The following is a 14,225-nucleotide window of genomic DNA, read 5'->3' on the forward strand; positions in this document are numbered from 1 at the left end:
CAGTCCCGATGCGTGGGACCGGTCCCGAGATGTGGGTCCGGCCCCGAGGTGTGAGTCGGGTCCCGAGGTATGGGTCCGGTGACCGTCCGGTCAGCCTTCGTCGATGCCGAGCTGCTTGCGCAGCCGGCCGACGTGGCCGGTGGCCTTGACGTTGTACTGGGCGTGCTCGACCGTGCCGTCGGCGTCGACGACGACAGTGGAGCGGATGACGCCCTGGACGATCTTGCCGTAGTTCTTCTTCTCCCCGAAGGCACCCCATTCGGTCATGACCGACTTGTCGGCATCGGAGAGCAGCGGGAAGTTCAGCGACTCCTTCTCAGCGAATTTCCCGAGCTTCTCCGGCTTGTCCGGGGAGATGCCGAAGACCTGCAGGCCGGCGCCCTGGAGGGCGGCGAGCGAATCGCGGAAGTCGCAGGCCTGGGTGGTGCAGCCGGGGGTCATGGCAGCAGGGTAGAAGTACACGACGACGCGCTGGCCGCGGAAATCCGACAGCGTCACCTCCGAGCCATCCGCTGCGGGCAGGGTGAAATCAGGGGCGGTGTCGCCGACCTCAAGACGGGGCATGCTCATTCCTTTCAGGTGCAAGGGGTGCTGCGTTCACAGCAGCGGCGCTCGACTCGTCGAACGCCGGTTCCACCATATCCGGCGCGAACCGGTAAGCTCTAGAAGCAGAGACAATGATGTGGGACGACGGCATCTGCCGCCACTGTCTGGGCACCTGCCGGTCTCCTGCACGCCAGCCCCTTCGTGAGTGAGGAAGCATCCTGATGAGCAGCAATGTCTACACCTCCGACGTCACCGTCGACAGCGCCAACAAGTCCCAGCTCGAAGAGTCGATCCGACTGCGCGAACAGCGGCTGGCTGCCAATATCGATGAGTTCGTCGGCCGGGTGCACCCGAAGGCGCTGACCCGCCGCGCCACCGACAACGCCAAGTCCGTCGTCATCAACGATGACGGTTCGGTCAAGGCCGACCGCGTCGCTCTCATCGGCGGTGCCGTGCTCGCCTCGGCCGCGCTGGTCACCCTGCTTGTCCTGCGGGCCAAGCGCTGAACGTGGGCCAGACATCGTCTCTTCCCATTCGCATGCTCCACGACCGGCTCCTCGTCGAGCCGGACGCGGAGCTCGGTGAGCGCACCTCGGCTGCCGGCATCGTCATCCCCGCCACCGCCGAGGTGGGCAAGCGGCTGGCATGGGGCAGCGTCGTGGCAGCCGGGCCGCATGTCCGACAGGTGCAGCTGGGAGACACCGTGCTCTTCGACCCTGAGGAGCGTGCTGAGGTCGAGCTCGAGGCCACCACGTACATGCTGCTGCGGGAGCGGGACGTCCATGCGATCTCCGAGCAGGGAGCCGCGGAATCGACCGGCCTGTACCTCTAGTGCGTGAACCTCACCACATTCGGCGCTGAGGCTCGAATCTGATTTTGCAAGCGGCCGCCGGATGTGTAGAGTTATTTCTCGTTCGCACCTCTAGCTCAATTGGTAGAGCAACTGACTCTTAATCAGTGGGTTCCGGGTTCGAGTCCCGGGGGGTGTACGACTCCCGAAGAGCCGCCGTCCGGTCCAACCGGACGGCGGCTTTCTTCATTCACGCCTGTCAGCAGGTAGGCGGCACTGATGCCAGTGGCATTCTCGATTGCTTGAAGCTCATCCGTGTCGAATGGGAGCTGACCTGCAGCCCGCCGGCCGATCCACGGATCCGACTTGCCGATTGCCCGGGCAACGTCCCGGCGAGTGATGTTTCGGCCGGCGAGCTGCTCACGGAACCGTCGCGCGGTCGCTTCGGTCAGCGTCTCAGTACGCTCGCCCTGTATCACTTTCAGTTCTGCGCTCATGCGTTCATTCTATACCGCTCAGCGGTAAAAGTCCAGCTAAAGACGTTACTCAGTGAACGCGAAACGACACGCGGACACGCTGATGGACTCTCGGATGCTTGCATTACCGCTGAGCGATAACTAATGTGCTCTACATGAACACGAATGAACTCGGGAAGCAGATCGGACGCAACGTCCGTGCAGAGCTAGCCCGGCGCGGTAAGACTCAGCAGGACCTCTGCGTACTGCTTCACAGATCCGCTAACGCGGTCTCGCGGCGCATCCGCGGTGAGATTCAGTTCGACGTGATCGAACTCGATCTGATCGCTCGGTACCTCGACGTTCCGATGATGACGCTCATCGGCGTATCCACGAATGATGTCGCCGGTGGCGCTCGCCCGGACGATGCCGACCGGGAGGTGGCGTCATGACATTGAAGTTCCCAAACTCAGACCTGCCGCTGAGGTATCGCGATATCGAAGCGCTGGAGGCGACGATCGCACACCTGTCGGCTCGGCTCATTGAGGAGACGCGAATGGGCGAGGCCGCGATCGAGCGGTCGAAGCTCGCAGGCCGTGAGCTAGAGCAAGCGCGGCAAACTATCCGCTCACTCGTCGCTAAGGACAAGCTCGTCCCCGGATACGTCGGCAACAGCGGTGCGGTCCTTGCGCCGAATATCGAGGAGGACATCTTCGATGAACCACCGCTGGTCCTGCGGGACGCGGGGTGGGACGCTCGGATCAGTCTCGACGGCAGTGAGGTCGTAGTCAACGTTGGGGCCGACCCAGAGACTGGCAACACCTCCCGCATCGGTCTCGCCGACGACGAGAACGCCGTCTCCGAAGCGTTCGTTCTCTCGAATGATGAAGTCGAGCTCAAAGTACGCCTCGATGTTCATCCGAATAGAAACGTCGCCGATGGTCAACAGCGCGAGTCCGGTCATGATTCTTCTCCCTCAGTCGGTGGGTGTGGTTGCAGTCACCAGCCTACCGAGGGAGGGGCCCGCAAGGGCCGCGATGACCGGGAGGTGGCGTCATGAGCCCGTTTATCGCGTGGCCGAAGGACGCTTTCGCCGATGCGAATCAGTCATCGCCCGTCGTCAACGAGCTTGTCCTCGTGGTCGAGTGTGACCCCGCCGTCTCGGTCAACAAGCTCGGCGACTCGGGCCATCACCGCATCGATCTCGCTGCCGTCGAGGTTCGTATAGCTGAACGAGACGTATGCAGACGGGGGAATGATCAATGTGGCTGCAGATCGGCCGCTAACCGGGGCGCCGACTGCGGAGAAGTAGACGGTGTCTCCAGCGGTGAGCCTGTAGCGAAACGCCCGGTCGATCGCGAATATGAGCATGTCGTCCTCAGACTGCCAATACCACTCGCGGTCTCCGTGACGAACGATCATTCGTGCGGTCATGATTCTTCTCCCTCGGTAGGTGGGTGTTGTTGCAGTCACAAGCCTACTGAGGGAGGGGCCCGCAAGGGCCGCGGTGGCCGGGAGGTGGCGTCATGAGTGCGCCGAGTATCAATCCGAACATCGGCACACTGAACGGTGATTCGAGCGTCGAGTTCAGCATCGACGACCGCGACGGGCATATCGGCGTGGTGATGACAGCATCAGCGACCGGTCAACAGCTGTTCGTGCCGGTAGGCGAGGTCTGGAACGTGAGCGCTGTCCTGAAGAGCATCGCGCGCGTGTGCAGTGATCTGGACACGCTCGGCCTGTCACTGGCGGTAGTCGAGCTCCCTGGCGATCTGAGCGATCGCGGTGGAGATCTGCGCCAGGGACGCGGCGATCTCGGAGACCGCACTCTGCAGGTCGTTCCGGTCGGCGAGCGTACCAGCTCGTTTAGCGGCAAGCTTGGCCGCGTCGGCGTTGTGGGCAGCGCTGCTGTAACTCATGATTCTTCTCCCTCGGTAGGTGAGTGTGTTGGTGACCCTCAGCCTACTGAGGGAGGGGCCCGCAAGGGCTTCACGGTGCTCAACGCTGACGAGTTCGAGCAGCTGCGAGAGTGGCTCAGGAAGCGTCGCCAGCAGGGCGGTGAGCAGTGATGACCACCACCGTCTATCTGCTCGACGGCTTCGGCAGCCGCGTGCCTGTCGAGTATCTCGGTCCGCACCGTTCACTGGCTGACCGTGGCCGTGCGATGAAGCCGTGCCGTGCGAACCGCGACGCGCCGCAAGGGTTTTCCCGCGTCCGCGACGAGCTCGGCGACGAGTTCCCCGTCCGTAACGACTACCTCATCGTCCCGTGCCGGGACGATCCACGAGGATCCCCGTCCGATGGGCGCGAGCTGCAGGGGAAGCGCTCGCCGTCGGGGTGGGGTGGCGCCGCGACTCCCCGGTCGCCGGGTTGAGTGTGGCGCGAGGTCCCGGCCGGCGCCGCGGTGGGTTCCGTCGTCGGCCGGGCACCTCAATCAGATGTGCAAGCAAATGGAAACGGCCCAGCTGTGGGGGCTGGGCCGCTGAGTAGATCGGATCAGGATCTGATGGACATTCTAGACGAACTTATGGGCGATGAGCCAGTACGCGATCGGGAGCGGTATGCGATGAGGCGGTTCTGGTGTCTGGTGATGCCGGTGGCCGTGCTCGGCTTGGTCGGCTACTTCCTGTCGTTTGCGCTGACGGCGACGCTGAACGGCCTCGGGCTCGTCTCGGCGGTCGTGGTGTTGACGGCGTTGGCGGTGTCGGCGTGGGACGTGAGTGAGGGGTCGCGATGACGGAGCGTGCGGAGCTGATGACCCGGATGGAGGAGTTGCTGGGGCCGCGCCGGGATGAGGCGCAGACCGCTGTAGCGGAGCTGCTGGCCGGAGTCGAGGACGGTGCTTGCGTGCAGAACCTGCATCTGCAGTTGACGGAGGCGCTGTATCGGGTGTCGCGGCTGATCGAGGTGCGTGCGGCGCGCTCGGCGCTGGCGGCGTCGGGTGAGGTGCCGGGTGATGTTGCGGAGGTGTCGTCATGACGGTGCGTGATCTGCATGAGCGTGCGATATCGGTGCGTGTGCTGGAAGCGCAGCACCGGTATGACGCGCAGACGCTGGGGCTGCGTGAGAAGGAGCTTGAGGAGCGGTTGGCGCGGTTGAAGAAGGCGATCGAGGCCGGCGTGCGGTTCCGGTATGAGCTCGGCGAGTTCAACGTCGTGGCGATGGATGTCGCGTTGTTGCGGGATCGTCTCGGGATGCTCGATGAGCTGATCGCCGAGGTGTCGAGCAAGGTCGGCGGTGACGGGGCATGAGTGTGCGTGGTCAGCGTGATGCGGTGATCGGCGCGGTGAACGTCTCGACGCACGTCCACGGTGAGGACCAGAAGCGTGTCGAAGCCGCGATGCGCTCGGTTGCTCGCGCTCATGACGGGGTGCTCGATCCGAATCTCGTGCGTGAGGAGCTGACAGGCCCGGACGGGCTGTTGGTGACTCCGCAGGTCGTGGGCGCCAGGTACGTGGCGCTGCGGCACGCGAAGGTCATCGAACGGCTAGATACGACGGTGAACCGTGACCGCGGTGGCCGGAATCAGGGCAAGCCGATGTGGCGCTACAGGGTCATCGATGAGAAGTGGTTGACGGCCGGGGATGAGCCGGAGGTCGACGTCGACCTCGAGGTCGAGCCGGGCGAGTCGGTGAGCTATGAGGAGTTCCTGCGGCGCAAGGTCGCGGTCTCGGCTCAGCATGGGTTCCGTGTCGAGCTCGATGACCTGCACCCGGCGCTCAAAGAGCATCAGCGGCTGATGGTGCAGTGGGCGCTGGCCGGTGGCCGGCGTGCGATTTTCGCGGCGTTCGGGATGGGCAAGTCGATCATGCAGCTCGAAGCCCTGCGGCAGATTCGCGAGCGGGAGGGCGGGCCGGTGCTCGTCGTGTGCCCGCTGGGCGTGCGGATCGAGTTCGCTGCCGATGCCGGCAAGGTCGACGTAGAGACGCGGTTCATCCGCAGGAGCGCCGAGGTCGACTCGGAGTTCGCCGGCGTGTATCTGACGAACTACGAGTCAGTGCGCGACGGGAAGCTCGATCCCGCACTGTTCACGGCCGTGTCGCTGGACGAGGCGAGCGTGCTGCGCAGCTTCGGGTCGAAGACCTACCAGGCGTTCCTGACCCTGTTCGATGACGTGCGGTTCCGGTTCGTTGCGACGGCGACGCCATCGCCGAACCGATACAAGGAGCTCATCCACTACGCCGGCTACCTCGGTGTGATGGACACCGGGCAGGCGCTCACGCGGTTTTTCCAGCGGGACTCGACGAAGGCGAACAACCTGACGTTGTATCCGCACAAGGAGCGCGAGTTCTATCTGTGGCTCAACACCTGGGCGTGTTTCGTGCAGTCACCGGCCGACCTCGGCTGCGATGTGACGGGCTATGACCTGCCGGAGCTGCGCATCGACTTCCGGGAGGTCGAGATCTCGCTGGCCGACGAGACGACGGACCGGGATGGGCAGGGCTTCATCTTCCGGTCGGCGGATCTTGGGCTCAAGGAGGCGGCGCGGGAGAAGCGGCTGTCGATCGACAAGCGGGTCTCCGAGGCGATGCGCATCGTCACGGCGGAGACGTCGCCGTTCGACTCGGGTGAGCAGGTGATCGTCTGGTGCGATCTCAATGACGAGCAGGATGCGATCGAAGCGGCGTTGCAGGCGGCTGGGATCTCGTTCTCGTCGATCAGGGGCTCGCTGTCGGCCGATGAGGTGGAGCGTCGGCTGATTGAGTGGAAAGCACGGGAGACGACCGTGCTGATCGGCAAGCCCGTGATGCTCGGGCAGGGCATGAACCTGCAGCAGTGCAACCGCGCCGTGTTTCTCGGCGTGACCTACAAATTCAACGACACGATCCAGGCGGTGCACCGGATCCATCGGTACGGGCAGACGCGGGCATGTCACGTGCATCTGATCCACGCGAACTCTGAGATTGGGGTGGTGCGTGAGCTGCGGGAGAAGTGGGCGAAGGACAGGGAGTTGAAGAGCAGGATGTCTGATGTGATCCGTGAGTATGGTCTGGATTCGGATGCGATCGCTGCGGAGCTGACCCGGGCGATGGGTGTCGAGAGGATCGTCGCTGCCGGTGAGGGCTGGGAGGTCGCGAACAACGACTGCGTGGACGAAGTGCGGCGAATCGGCGACGGCGAGGTCGATCTGATCGTGACCTCGATCCCGTTCAGCAATCACTACGAGTACACCCCGTCCTACAACGATTTCGGGCACACGGACGACAATGCGCACTTCTGGTCGCAGATGGACTATCTGACGCCGGAGCTGCTGCGGGTCCTGCAGCCGGGCCGGATCTACGCCTGCCACGTCAAGGACCGGATCTTGTTCGGCAACGTCACCGGGGCGGGTGTGCCGACGTCGTCGCCGTTCCATGCTGAGGCGATCATGCACGGGCTCAGGCATGGCTTCGACTACATGGGCATGATCACTGTCGTGACCGATGTGGTGCGGGAGAACAACCAGACGTACCGGCTGGGTTGGTCGGAGCAGTGCAAGGACGCGACGAAGATGGGCGCCGGGTCGCCGGAGTACATTCTGCTGTTCCATAAGCCGCAGACGGATCGGACGAAGGGCTACGCCGACGTACCGGTCACGAAAGCCAAGGCCGAGTATTCGCGGGCACGGTGGCAGGTCGATGCGCACGCGTTCTGGCGGTCCTCGGGACAGCGGAACCTCACCACCGACGAGCTCGCCTCCCTGCCGCCTGAGCAGCTGTCGCGCACGTTCACGGAGCAGACGCTGCGGCAGGTGTATGACTACGAGTCGCACATCACGATCGGTGAGGCCCTCGACGGGAAGGGCGCGCTGCCGGCGACGTTCATGTCGCTGGCTCCCGGGTCGTGGCACCCCGAGGTGTGGCACGACGTCAACCGGATGCGCACCCTCAATGGGGAGCAGGCGCGGCGCAGCTTGCAGATGCACGTGTGTCCGCTGCAGTTCGACATCGTGGATCGGCTTATCGAGCGGTTTTCGAATCCCGGCGATCTCGTGTTCGACCCGTTTGGTGGGCTGATGACCGTGCCAGTCAGGGCGTTGCGCGCCGGCCGGCGTGGCCGTGCCGCCGAGCTCAACACCGGCTATTTCCTCGACGGCGTGAAGTATCTCGAGGCCGAGGAGAGAAAGCACGACATGCCCGGCCTGTTCGATCTGGAAGGGATCGCATCATGAACCGAGACAAGATCAGGATCCGTCGCCGCGTCTGTGAGTGCCACGGCGTCGCAAGTTGGGTCGTCACGGATCCCGTGACGGGGTTCAAAGCGGAGTTCGCCACGCATGGGCTTGCGTACTATGCCGCGGAGGCCCGAGGCGTGGAGCTGGAACGCGGAGCGATCGCTGTGACGTCGTTTCTGATGTTCACGACGAGGCGGCGGGCGCGGCTGCTGGCCGCTGAGCGAGACCGGCACGCGCTGATCACCGAGCAGCTAATCGCCGCCGAGGTCGATCGCGCGGTCGACCACTTCGAGAACGCCGGGAGTGAACCGCCGTGCTGATGCGATGCAATCACTGCGGAGTCATCGTGGAACGCGAGAAGGTCGAGGTCTGCATCTACTGCACGAAGCTCAAGAACTCGTCGCGCCGCCGTGCCGCGTGGACCGCCGAGGAGCTCGCGTGGCTCACCACGGCTGAGGGACAGGCTGCGCTCGCTGAGATACGGGACGGTGCGGCATGACCAAGCTCACCTGCGCGCAGGACGATCAGGTCGATCTGCTCGACCTGATCGACGAGTCCTATGGCCTCGACACCACGCCGGGATGGTGGTGCCCGCACTGCGGTTCACGGTTCGAACGCAGTGAGGCCGAAACGCTACCGGCTCACCGGGAGCCCTACCCGCCATCGCCGATACCTGGCGCGTGCGCATCACAGAAGATCAGCCTCGAGCTGCTCCTCATCCGTCTGTCACCGGCGCACAAGACGGTCGCATGGACGAAATACCAAGATGTTTTGGCGGTGATCCTCGCCGCGAAACAAGACGGCGTATCCGACGCCCTGCTGGGCCGCGTCCTCGCAGACGAACAGCTGCAGGATTGGGTGCTCCTGCGGCAGCTGCTTATGGGCGCACCCGGCGCCGGAGACCTCCGAGACCCTGCTACACAGCGACAGCACGCCGAACGACGCCTCGGCGGCATCCGAGACGGCGTGTCCTACCAATGCACCAAGACCGGTGTCGAAATCCGCACCGGAGAGTCCATGCGACTGATCCGGTGGCGTGACCTACCAGCCCCAGGAGGAACCACATGACGAGCAACGGCAAACTCACGGCCGGCGCGATGGTCGACATGCTGCGCCGCCACTACATCCCTGAAAGCTCAAAACCCTACATACGGCCAGGCGGAGTGTTCGCAGCCGAAGTCGGGATGAACGGGTCATGGGGCGGACCAGGCAGCAGGCGCTGCGACGCGCTCTACGCCGGATTCACCAGCGCATCCGGGCGGATCCTCATCGGGCACGAGGTCAAGATCTCACGCTCCGACTGGCGCGCCGAACTCGCCCAGACCGACAAAGCCGACGCATGGGCAGACGCCTGTCACGCCTGGTACATCGTCGCACCATCAACCGACGTCGTGCCCGTCGAAGAGCTACCGGAGGGCTGGGGGCTCATGCTCCCACCCGCCCGGAAGAACGGCAAACGCATGACCATCAAGGTCAAGGCCCACGTGAAGTCCGACGAACACGCGCCAGCATGGTGGGCGGTGCGCTCACTCATGGCACGCCTCGACACCCTCGCATACGAAGAATTGATCGAACGCGTCGACCGCATCACCGACGCCCAGCGCAAGCGCCTCGAAGAGCACTACCGCCGCGACACCGAACATGACCGACTCACCTATCAAGAACGCAACCGACTAGCGGCGCTCGCCGAACTCGAAGAGCTGCTCGGATGCGAACTCACGGGATACGACTACAACCGCGGCGTCTCGGCCCGCACCGCGCGCGAAACCCTAGAGCGCATCAAAACCGAGCAACGAGCCCTGGACAAACTCCAATCCGTCAAACGTCAGCTCGAAATGTGCCGCACCGACATCGACAGAACACTCACCAACATCACCGAGGACACACCATGAACGCACTGAACCGCGTGCTCAACGAGATCGCCGCGATCCTCGAACGAGCCGCCACCGCAATCACCATCCGAGCCCTCTACCGCACCGAACGCCGCGAAGCCCGCCGCGCTCGCCGTCGTCGTGGGGGTGGTCGTGGTGTTTGAGTGGCAGCAGGTGCGGTATATGCGGCTGGCTGAGCTGGGCGCGGTGATCGACGTGGCATCGCCGGAGGGTGAGCCGATCGCGACTGGTGAGCTGACGGGGATCGCGCCGACGGGAGGGTTCGCGTTGTCGGGGGAGTGGCTGATCGAGGGCGCGTATCTGGAGCTCGGTGATGACCGTGAGGTGTGGGTGCCGGAGGATGCGCTGTGGCGGCGGGTGCCGCCGGCCGCAGCGGGGGCGGTGAGCGCGTGATGGGCGAGTTCATCGTGACGCTGGTCCTGGCCGCGATCTGGTTCGCGGCAGGGTTCGCTAATGGCCGATTGAGCGAGAGGAAGCGGCATGCGCGTGACCTCGCCGAGCTGGAGATGCTGGCGAATCTGGCGGCGTCGGCGTCCGATGCTGGCGCGCTGATCGCCGCGCGGAAGGGTGTCGAGCTCGAGTACGTGGTCCCTGACGAGATCGAGGTCGGCGATCGTCTGAGCTTCTGGGACCGGGAGACCGGTCAGGTCATTGAGTATGAGGCCGGGTTCAACGGGGACACCGGGCAGCAGGACGAACGCGAGGGGGAGTGGTTTCGGCATGTGGAGTGTTGATGTGGCGACCGATGAGCTGCGTAAAGCACTGGAATCGGTGATCCCGCACGTCGATAAGGCCGGCGCTGTGCCGGAGCTTGCGGCGGTGCGGCTGATGTTCACCGACTGCGAGGCGGTGGCGGTGGCGACGAACCGGTACACGGCCGCGCTGTCGTCGGCGTCGGTGCTCGATGCCGAGTGGCTGACCGGGGATCCGCGGGAGGATTCGATCACTCTGCCGTTGCAGGCGGTCAAGGAGGTTCTGGCGCTGTTCAAGGCGCGGAAGTCGGAGTCGGCTGAGGAGTCGGACGTGCTGAGGATCGAGGTGCGGGAGACCGCGAAGGGCAATGTGTCGATGGGCGCCGAGGACCTCAACGAATATCGGATGATCGCACCGAAGGAGGTGGACGAGGAGCTGCGGGAGCCACTTAAGGCCGCGGGTGTTGAGTTCACCGATGAGCACACGGACAAGCCTGCCGACGTCGAGGAGCCTGTCTCGCCGGCGACGGTGGCGTTTCTCGACGTGTCCGGGCTGTGGACGGGGAAGCGCTACGAGGTGCCGGCGCTGCCGCATTCGAAGCCGCTCGGCCGGCTGCCCGGCCTGTTCGCGCAGGCACTGGATACGAAACCGAAGGTGCCGGGCCGTCTCGACATGGCGGGTCACTTTGTCGGGCTGTTCTCGAAGTCTGCGGCGGCTCACGGTGGTCGGATCGTCCTTGAACCGACCGCCCGGTCGAACGTGCTGTTGCTGACCTGCGGGGAGCGGTTCCTGGGCTTGTTGATGCCGATCGTGATCGACCCGGACAGTGAGCAGGCTGTCGAGCTCAAGGACGTCCACAATCGGTGGGCCGATTCCATCGGCTTGCTGGCATGACAACGCAGTGAAAAGGGGAGATGACGATGAGTGAGGACGTCGATACCGAGTTCACGTTCGGTGACATTGTGCGGATCACGAGAGGTGAGCCGGGGACTCCGGGCTATGAGGAGATGGTGCGGGAGGTGGTGCGCTTATCCAGGCGCAACAGTGAGATTGAGCTGTTCCTTGTCCAGGTCTTCGCGAAGGAAAGCTGGAATGTGGAGCTGATCGAACGCCCCGCCCCGCCACTGCCCACGGATCCGAACACCCTCGGCTGGGCGACGTATCTGGGTAAGCGCCGCATCGTGCGGCGCGACGCATATGGGCTGTGGGACATCTACGACAGCGGGGGTGAAGACTCCGTCGCCGCCGACAGCGACCTGTCGGACTTCACCGAGGCTGTGCTGATCCCGAAGGAGCTGGCCGACGAGGTCACTGCATGGGCTGATGACGAGGACGGAGATTGGGCCGAGTGGTACTCCGACACCCTCCTGCAGAAGATCGCAGACCATCTGAAAGGACAAGACGATGAGTGAGTACACGTATACCGCCAAGGATTTCGAGCAGGCGGAGTTCGCAATTGACCCGAGCGCGTCGGGGTTCGGTCAGTGTTGGGTGCGCTCCGCGGACGGCAGACACCTGTGGTACAACCCAGACAAACACGAGTGGGCCAGCGCTAGGGGCATGGTCGAGAGGCGGCGCATCCCCGTCTACGCCGAGCCTTACAGCCCGGAGGCGCTGAAGCGCGCCTGCAAGCACGGCGATATGCCGGTGCCGGGCGAGGTTGCCACGGAGGGCATGGTGACAATCGCCTGCGCTGGGGCACCTCATCCGAGGCTGTATGTCAACAGCGACGGGAGGATGATCGGCATGCATCACCGGATTGTCTACCGTCCGCCCGCACCGGAGCCTGACCCGGTAGCCGACCTGGCACAAGCGCTAGAGGATGCACTGCCCGAGGAGGCCGGGTCGCCGGTAGCGCTACGCAGATACGCGGAGGCGCTGGCCGAGTACGGCGTGAGGGTGGTGACAGACGATGATGAGTGAGTGCTCGTATCCGTGCACGATCAGCGACTGTGACGGCACCGCCAGCCTGACTCTCGACCCAGCCCACTACGAGGGCGATCAGATCGTCGGTGACCGGCTCATCTACCGGTGCCAGGGCTGTGCCCACATCTGGGATGAGCACGGCAGACCAATGGGTCTAACAGAGGAGCAAGACGATGAGTGAGCAGAAGCTAACGGCTCAGTGCTGGCTGCATGTGCAGGCCCAGCGCAACGACTACGACCAGGTGGTCGGAGCGAAGGTTGTGCGCTTAACTCAGCAGCCACCGACGATCACCGACCCGGACGTGCGCCTCGTGAAGCTGCGGCTACAGCTGCCCGCCGAGGCGTTCGATGATCTGCGGGTGCTCGTGGACGTGCCTGCCGAGCTGGTGCAGGTGCCCGAGGTGGAGGGCGAGGTGATCGACGATGAGTGACCGGATTATGGAGTGGCTGAACGAGTCCCAGCGACTCGCAGACCAGGCCACCGAAGGGCCGTGGGAGGCTGACCGGGATCAAAGAGGCGAGACACGGGGCGTATGGCCTACCCGACCTGGGGTCGAGCAGATCATCGGAGCTTATGTCGCCGCTGACGGCTTCGACTCCCAGGGCTGGACAGGAGGGACTGACGAAAATCTGACGTTCATTGCCGAGTCCCGCACCCGGCTCCCGCAAGCTGTCACCGCGCTACGGGCAGTCATGGAGCTGCATCGCCCGGTGCGGGGCTACGGAGGCACCGTATGCGCAGAGTGCGAGCAGCCGTACACGTGTTTGACCGCGCTAGCTGTCGAGGCCGCCCTGGAAGGAGACGAACAATGAGCACTTGGGATGAGCTGGCGACGGCGGAGGCTGAGCGCAGAGACCGTCGCGACAGTGACTGGTACGCCCTCCACGCCGATGAGCTGCTCCGGCAGGGCGCGGCCTGGCAGCGGGAGGCCCTGCTGTCCGATGAGACTGTCGAGCGGGCGGCCAGAGTGCTCAACAGGGCCGGATGGACATGCATGGACGGGGCGCACGAGCCGGGGTACTACGACGACTGCCCCTACTGCCGGGGCTTCAGCCTTGCCCTAGCCCGCGCCGCACTCACAGCAGCGACAGGAGACCAAGAATGAAGACAGTCAGCAAACTTATCACCGAGCTTGAAGCCGTGCTCGCCAGTGCCGGCGACGTGCCGGTTCTCGTGTACGGGTACGAGGAAGACTACGACGCAGCTACCGGCACCAAGATAGTGCGAGTTGCCGACAAGGGGGAGCGCGAGAAGGAGCTCCACTGGTGGAGTGGGCGCTACGAGGACATCGAGACCGCCGACCCCGCCCTGCCACGGTTCGACGCGGTGGTGATCCAGAGTGAGTGAGCCGGAGGCTGTGCGTGCTGAGGTGCGCTTGGTGAGTGGGGAGATGCTGCGCTCGAAATGGCTGAAAGGCGATGAGGCGGCACCGATGATCGACTTCGCGAACAGGATCTCCGAGATCTCGTGGCTGGGCATCCCCGAGCTGGGCGGCGATGTCGTGGCGGTCAAGGGGGACCAGATCGCGTACATCCGGATCATCGAGCGTGTCAGGCAGGGAGACAACGGCGATGGATAGATCGATCACGCTGACGAGTGATGCCGTCGACAAACGGGAGGGCATGACTCTCGAAGAGCTCGCAGCATTCGTTGCCGAGGCCTACGCATTGCAGCTGCCGGACGGGACGCGGATACGTGTCGAAGCCGGCTTCCGGCAGCAGATCAAGCAGATCAAAACGCACTAGACGAAGAAACGTTCCGATGAAAC

General features: G+C 64.3%; 28 protein-coding genes and 1 tRNA gene. 26 read left to right on the top strand and 3 right to left on the bottom strand.

Annotated features, from left to right (window positions below):
* Nucleotides 1-90: 90 nt before the first annotated feature.
* Nucleotides 91-564, bottom strand: coding sequence for a thioredoxin-dependent thiol peroxidase (gene bcp / locus H9634_RS00910; RefSeq protein WP_191724950.1), 474 nt, complete (start codon nt 562-564; stop codon nt 91-93).
* A gap of 203 nt (nt 565-767) precedes the next feature.
* Here bcp and H9634_RS00915 point away from each other — a divergent pair, with 203 nt between their 5' ends.
* The 3 genes from H9634_RS00915 to H9634_RS00925 all read left to right on the top strand — a co-directional run bounded on the left by H9634_RS00915 (nt 768) and on the right by H9634_RS00925 (nt 1,535).
* Complete coding sequence (locus H9634_RS00915; RefSeq protein ID WP_102161613.1) at nt 768-1,052, top strand: DUF3618 domain-containing protein; 285 nt, start codon at nt 768-770, stop codon at nt 1,050-1,052.
* 32 nt (nt 1,053-1,084) lie between these two features.
* Entirely contained in the window at nt 1,085-1,378 is a 294-nt protein-coding gene (locus H9634_RS00920; RefSeq protein ID WP_165882415.1) for a GroES family chaperonin, read from the top strand.
* 84 nt (nt 1,379-1,462) lie between these two features.
* A tRNA-Lys gene (locus tag H9634_RS00925) sits at nt 1,463-1,535 on the top strand.
* Here the strand turns inward: H9634_RS00925 and H9634_RS00930 are convergent.
* Entirely contained in the window at nt 1,501-1,833 is a 333-nt protein-coding gene (locus tag H9634_RS00930) for a helix-turn-helix domain-containing protein (RefSeq protein ID WP_191724951.1), read from the bottom strand. The two genes, H9634_RS00925 and H9634_RS00930, sit on opposite strands and share 35 nt — an antisense overlap.
* 134 nt (nt 1,834-1,967) lie before the next feature.
* Between H9634_RS00930 and H9634_RS00935 the strand changes: the two genes are divergently transcribed.
* Together H9634_RS00935 and H9634_RS00940 are read left to right on the top strand one after the other, a co-directional pair.
* On the top strand, nt 1,968-2,243 hold the full coding sequence (locus H9634_RS00935) for a helix-turn-helix domain-containing protein (protein WP_191724952.1): 276 nt from the start codon (nt 1,968-1,970) through the stop codon (nt 2,241-2,243).
* Nucleotides 2,240-2,851 carry a hypothetical protein gene (locus H9634_RS00940; protein WP_191724953.1) on the top strand — a complete coding sequence of 204 codons (612 nt, stop codon included), beginning with the start codon at nt 2,240-2,242 and terminating at the stop codon, nt 2,849-2,851. The genes H9634_RS00935 and H9634_RS00940 overlap by 4 nt, the downstream gene beginning before the upstream one ends.
* A 47-nt stretch (nt 2,852-2,898) precedes the next feature.
* Here H9634_RS00940 and H9634_RS00945 read toward each other — a convergent pair whose 3' ends face one another.
* A complete protein-coding gene (locus H9634_RS00945) occupies nt 2,899-3,225 on the bottom strand; it encodes a hypothetical protein (RefSeq protein ID WP_191724954.1) in 327 nt (108 codons plus the stop codon).
* Nucleotides 3,226-3,317: 92 nt separating this feature from the next.
* On the opposite strand from H9634_RS00945, the gene H9634_RS00950 reads away from it, so the two are divergent.
* From H9634_RS00950 to H9634_RS01050, 21 genes are all read left to right on the top strand, one after another.
* A complete protein-coding gene (locus H9634_RS00950; RefSeq protein ID WP_191724955.1) occupies nt 3,318-3,860 on the top strand; it encodes a hypothetical protein in 543 nt (180 codons plus the stop codon).
* A complete protein-coding gene (locus H9634_RS00955) occupies nt 3,860-4,165 on the top strand; it encodes a hypothetical protein (protein WP_191724956.1) in 306 nt (101 codons plus the stop codon). Before H9634_RS00950 ends, H9634_RS00955 begins: the two co-directional genes overlap by 1 nt.
* Before the next feature lie 132 nt (nt 4,166-4,297).
* Entirely contained in the window at nt 4,298-4,528 is a 231-nt protein-coding gene (locus H9634_RS00960; protein ID WP_191724957.1) for a hypothetical protein, read from the top strand.
* Nucleotides 4,525-4,770: a hypothetical protein gene (locus H9634_RS00965; protein WP_191724958.1), complete on the top strand. Its 246-nt coding sequence runs from the start codon at nt 4,525-4,527 to the stop codon at nt 4,768-4,770. The genes H9634_RS00960 and H9634_RS00965 overlap by 4 nt, the downstream gene beginning before the upstream one ends.
* A complete protein-coding gene (locus tag H9634_RS00970; RefSeq protein ID WP_191724959.1) occupies nt 4,767-5,042 on the top strand; it encodes a hypothetical protein in 276 nt (91 codons plus the stop codon). Before H9634_RS00965 ends, H9634_RS00970 begins: the two co-directional genes overlap by 4 nt.
* A complete protein-coding gene (locus H9634_RS00975; protein ID WP_225210442.1) occupies nt 5,039-7,942 on the top strand; it encodes a DEAD/DEAH box helicase in 2,904 nt (967 codons plus the stop codon). The genes H9634_RS00970 and H9634_RS00975 overlap by 4 nt, the downstream gene beginning before the upstream one ends.
* On the top strand, nt 7,939-8,265 hold the full coding sequence (locus tag H9634_RS00980) for a hypothetical protein (protein ID WP_191724960.1): 327 nt from the start codon (nt 7,939-7,941) through the stop codon (nt 8,263-8,265). The genes H9634_RS00975 and H9634_RS00980 overlap by 4 nt, the downstream gene beginning before the upstream one ends.
* Before the next feature lie 26 nt (nt 8,266-8,291).
* Entirely contained in the window at nt 8,292-8,444 is a 153-nt protein-coding gene (locus H9634_RS00985; RefSeq protein WP_191724961.1) for a hypothetical protein, read from the top strand.
* Nucleotides 8,441-9,013, top strand: coding sequence for a hypothetical protein (locus H9634_RS00990; RefSeq protein ID WP_191724962.1), 573 nt, complete (start codon nt 8,441-8,443; stop codon nt 9,011-9,013). The genes H9634_RS00985 and H9634_RS00990 overlap by 4 nt, the downstream gene beginning before the upstream one ends.
* Entirely contained in the window at nt 9,010-9,837 is an 828-nt protein-coding gene (locus tag H9634_RS00995) for a hypothetical protein (protein ID WP_191724963.1), read from the top strand. The genes H9634_RS00990 and H9634_RS00995 overlap by 4 nt, the downstream gene beginning before the upstream one ends.
* Nucleotides 9,834-9,980 (top strand): hypothetical protein, encoded by a 147-nt coding sequence (locus tag H9634_RS01000; RefSeq protein ID WP_191724964.1) that lies wholly within the window; start codon nt 9,834-9,836, stop codon nt 9,978-9,980. The genes H9634_RS00995 and H9634_RS01000 overlap by 4 nt, the downstream gene beginning before the upstream one ends.
* The gene (locus H9634_RS01005) at nt 9,973-10,230 is read left to right on the top strand and encodes a hypothetical protein (protein WP_225210443.1); all 258 of its coding nucleotides are present in this window, start codon (nt 9,973-9,975) and stop codon (nt 10,228-10,230) included. The genes H9634_RS01000 and H9634_RS01005 overlap by 8 nt, the downstream gene beginning before the upstream one ends.
* Nucleotides 10,230-10,571 (top strand): hypothetical protein, encoded by a 342-nt coding sequence (locus H9634_RS01010; RefSeq protein ID WP_191724966.1) that lies wholly within the window; start codon nt 10,230-10,232, stop codon nt 10,569-10,571. The genes H9634_RS01005 and H9634_RS01010 overlap by 1 nt, the downstream gene beginning before the upstream one ends.
* A 1-nt stretch (nt 10,572) precedes the next feature.
* Nucleotides 10,573-11,424 (top strand): hypothetical protein, encoded by an 852-nt coding sequence (locus H9634_RS01015; RefSeq protein ID WP_191724967.1) that lies wholly within the window; start codon nt 10,573-10,575, stop codon nt 11,422-11,424.
* 26 nt (nt 11,425-11,450) lie between these two features.
* Nucleotides 11,451-11,942: a hypothetical protein gene (locus H9634_RS01020; protein ID WP_191724968.1), complete on the top strand. Its 492-nt coding sequence runs from the start codon at nt 11,451-11,453 to the stop codon at nt 11,940-11,942.
* The gene (locus tag H9634_RS01025; protein ID WP_191724969.1) at nt 11,935-12,453 is read left to right on the top strand and encodes a hypothetical protein; all 519 of its coding nucleotides are present in this window, start codon (nt 11,935-11,937) and stop codon (nt 12,451-12,453) included. Before H9634_RS01020 ends, H9634_RS01025 begins: the two co-directional genes overlap by 8 nt.
* 176 nt (nt 12,454-12,629) lie before the next feature.
* Nucleotides 12,630-12,887: a hypothetical protein gene (locus H9634_RS01030; RefSeq protein WP_191724970.1), complete on the top strand. Its 258-nt coding sequence runs from the start codon at nt 12,630-12,632 to the stop codon at nt 12,885-12,887.
* A 378-nt stretch (nt 12,888-13,265) separates the two neighbouring features.
* Nucleotides 13,266-13,562, top strand: coding sequence for a hypothetical protein (locus H9634_RS01035; RefSeq protein WP_191724971.1), 297 nt, complete (start codon nt 13,266-13,268; stop codon nt 13,560-13,562).
* Entirely contained in the window at nt 13,559-13,804 is a 246-nt protein-coding gene (locus H9634_RS01040; protein WP_191724972.1) for a hypothetical protein, read from the top strand. Before H9634_RS01035 ends, H9634_RS01040 begins: the two co-directional genes overlap by 4 nt.
* Nucleotides 13,797-14,036 carry a hypothetical protein gene (locus H9634_RS01045; RefSeq protein WP_191724973.1) on the top strand — a complete coding sequence of 80 codons (240 nt, stop codon included), beginning with the start codon at nt 13,797-13,799 and terminating at the stop codon, nt 14,034-14,036. Before H9634_RS01040 ends, H9634_RS01045 begins: the two co-directional genes overlap by 8 nt.
* Nucleotides 14,029-14,202, top strand: a complete 174-nt coding sequence (locus H9634_RS01050) for a hypothetical protein (RefSeq protein ID WP_191724974.1) — start codon at nt 14,029-14,031, stop codon at nt 14,200-14,202. The genes H9634_RS01045 and H9634_RS01050 overlap by 8 nt, the downstream gene beginning before the upstream one ends.
* Nucleotides 14,203-14,225: the final 23 nt, after the last annotated feature.

The sequence above is a fragment of the Brevibacterium gallinarum genome (assembly GCF_014836885.1).
Classification (GTDB): Bacteria; Actinomycetota; Actinomycetes; order Actinomycetales; family Brevibacteriaceae; genus Brevibacterium; species Brevibacterium gallinarum.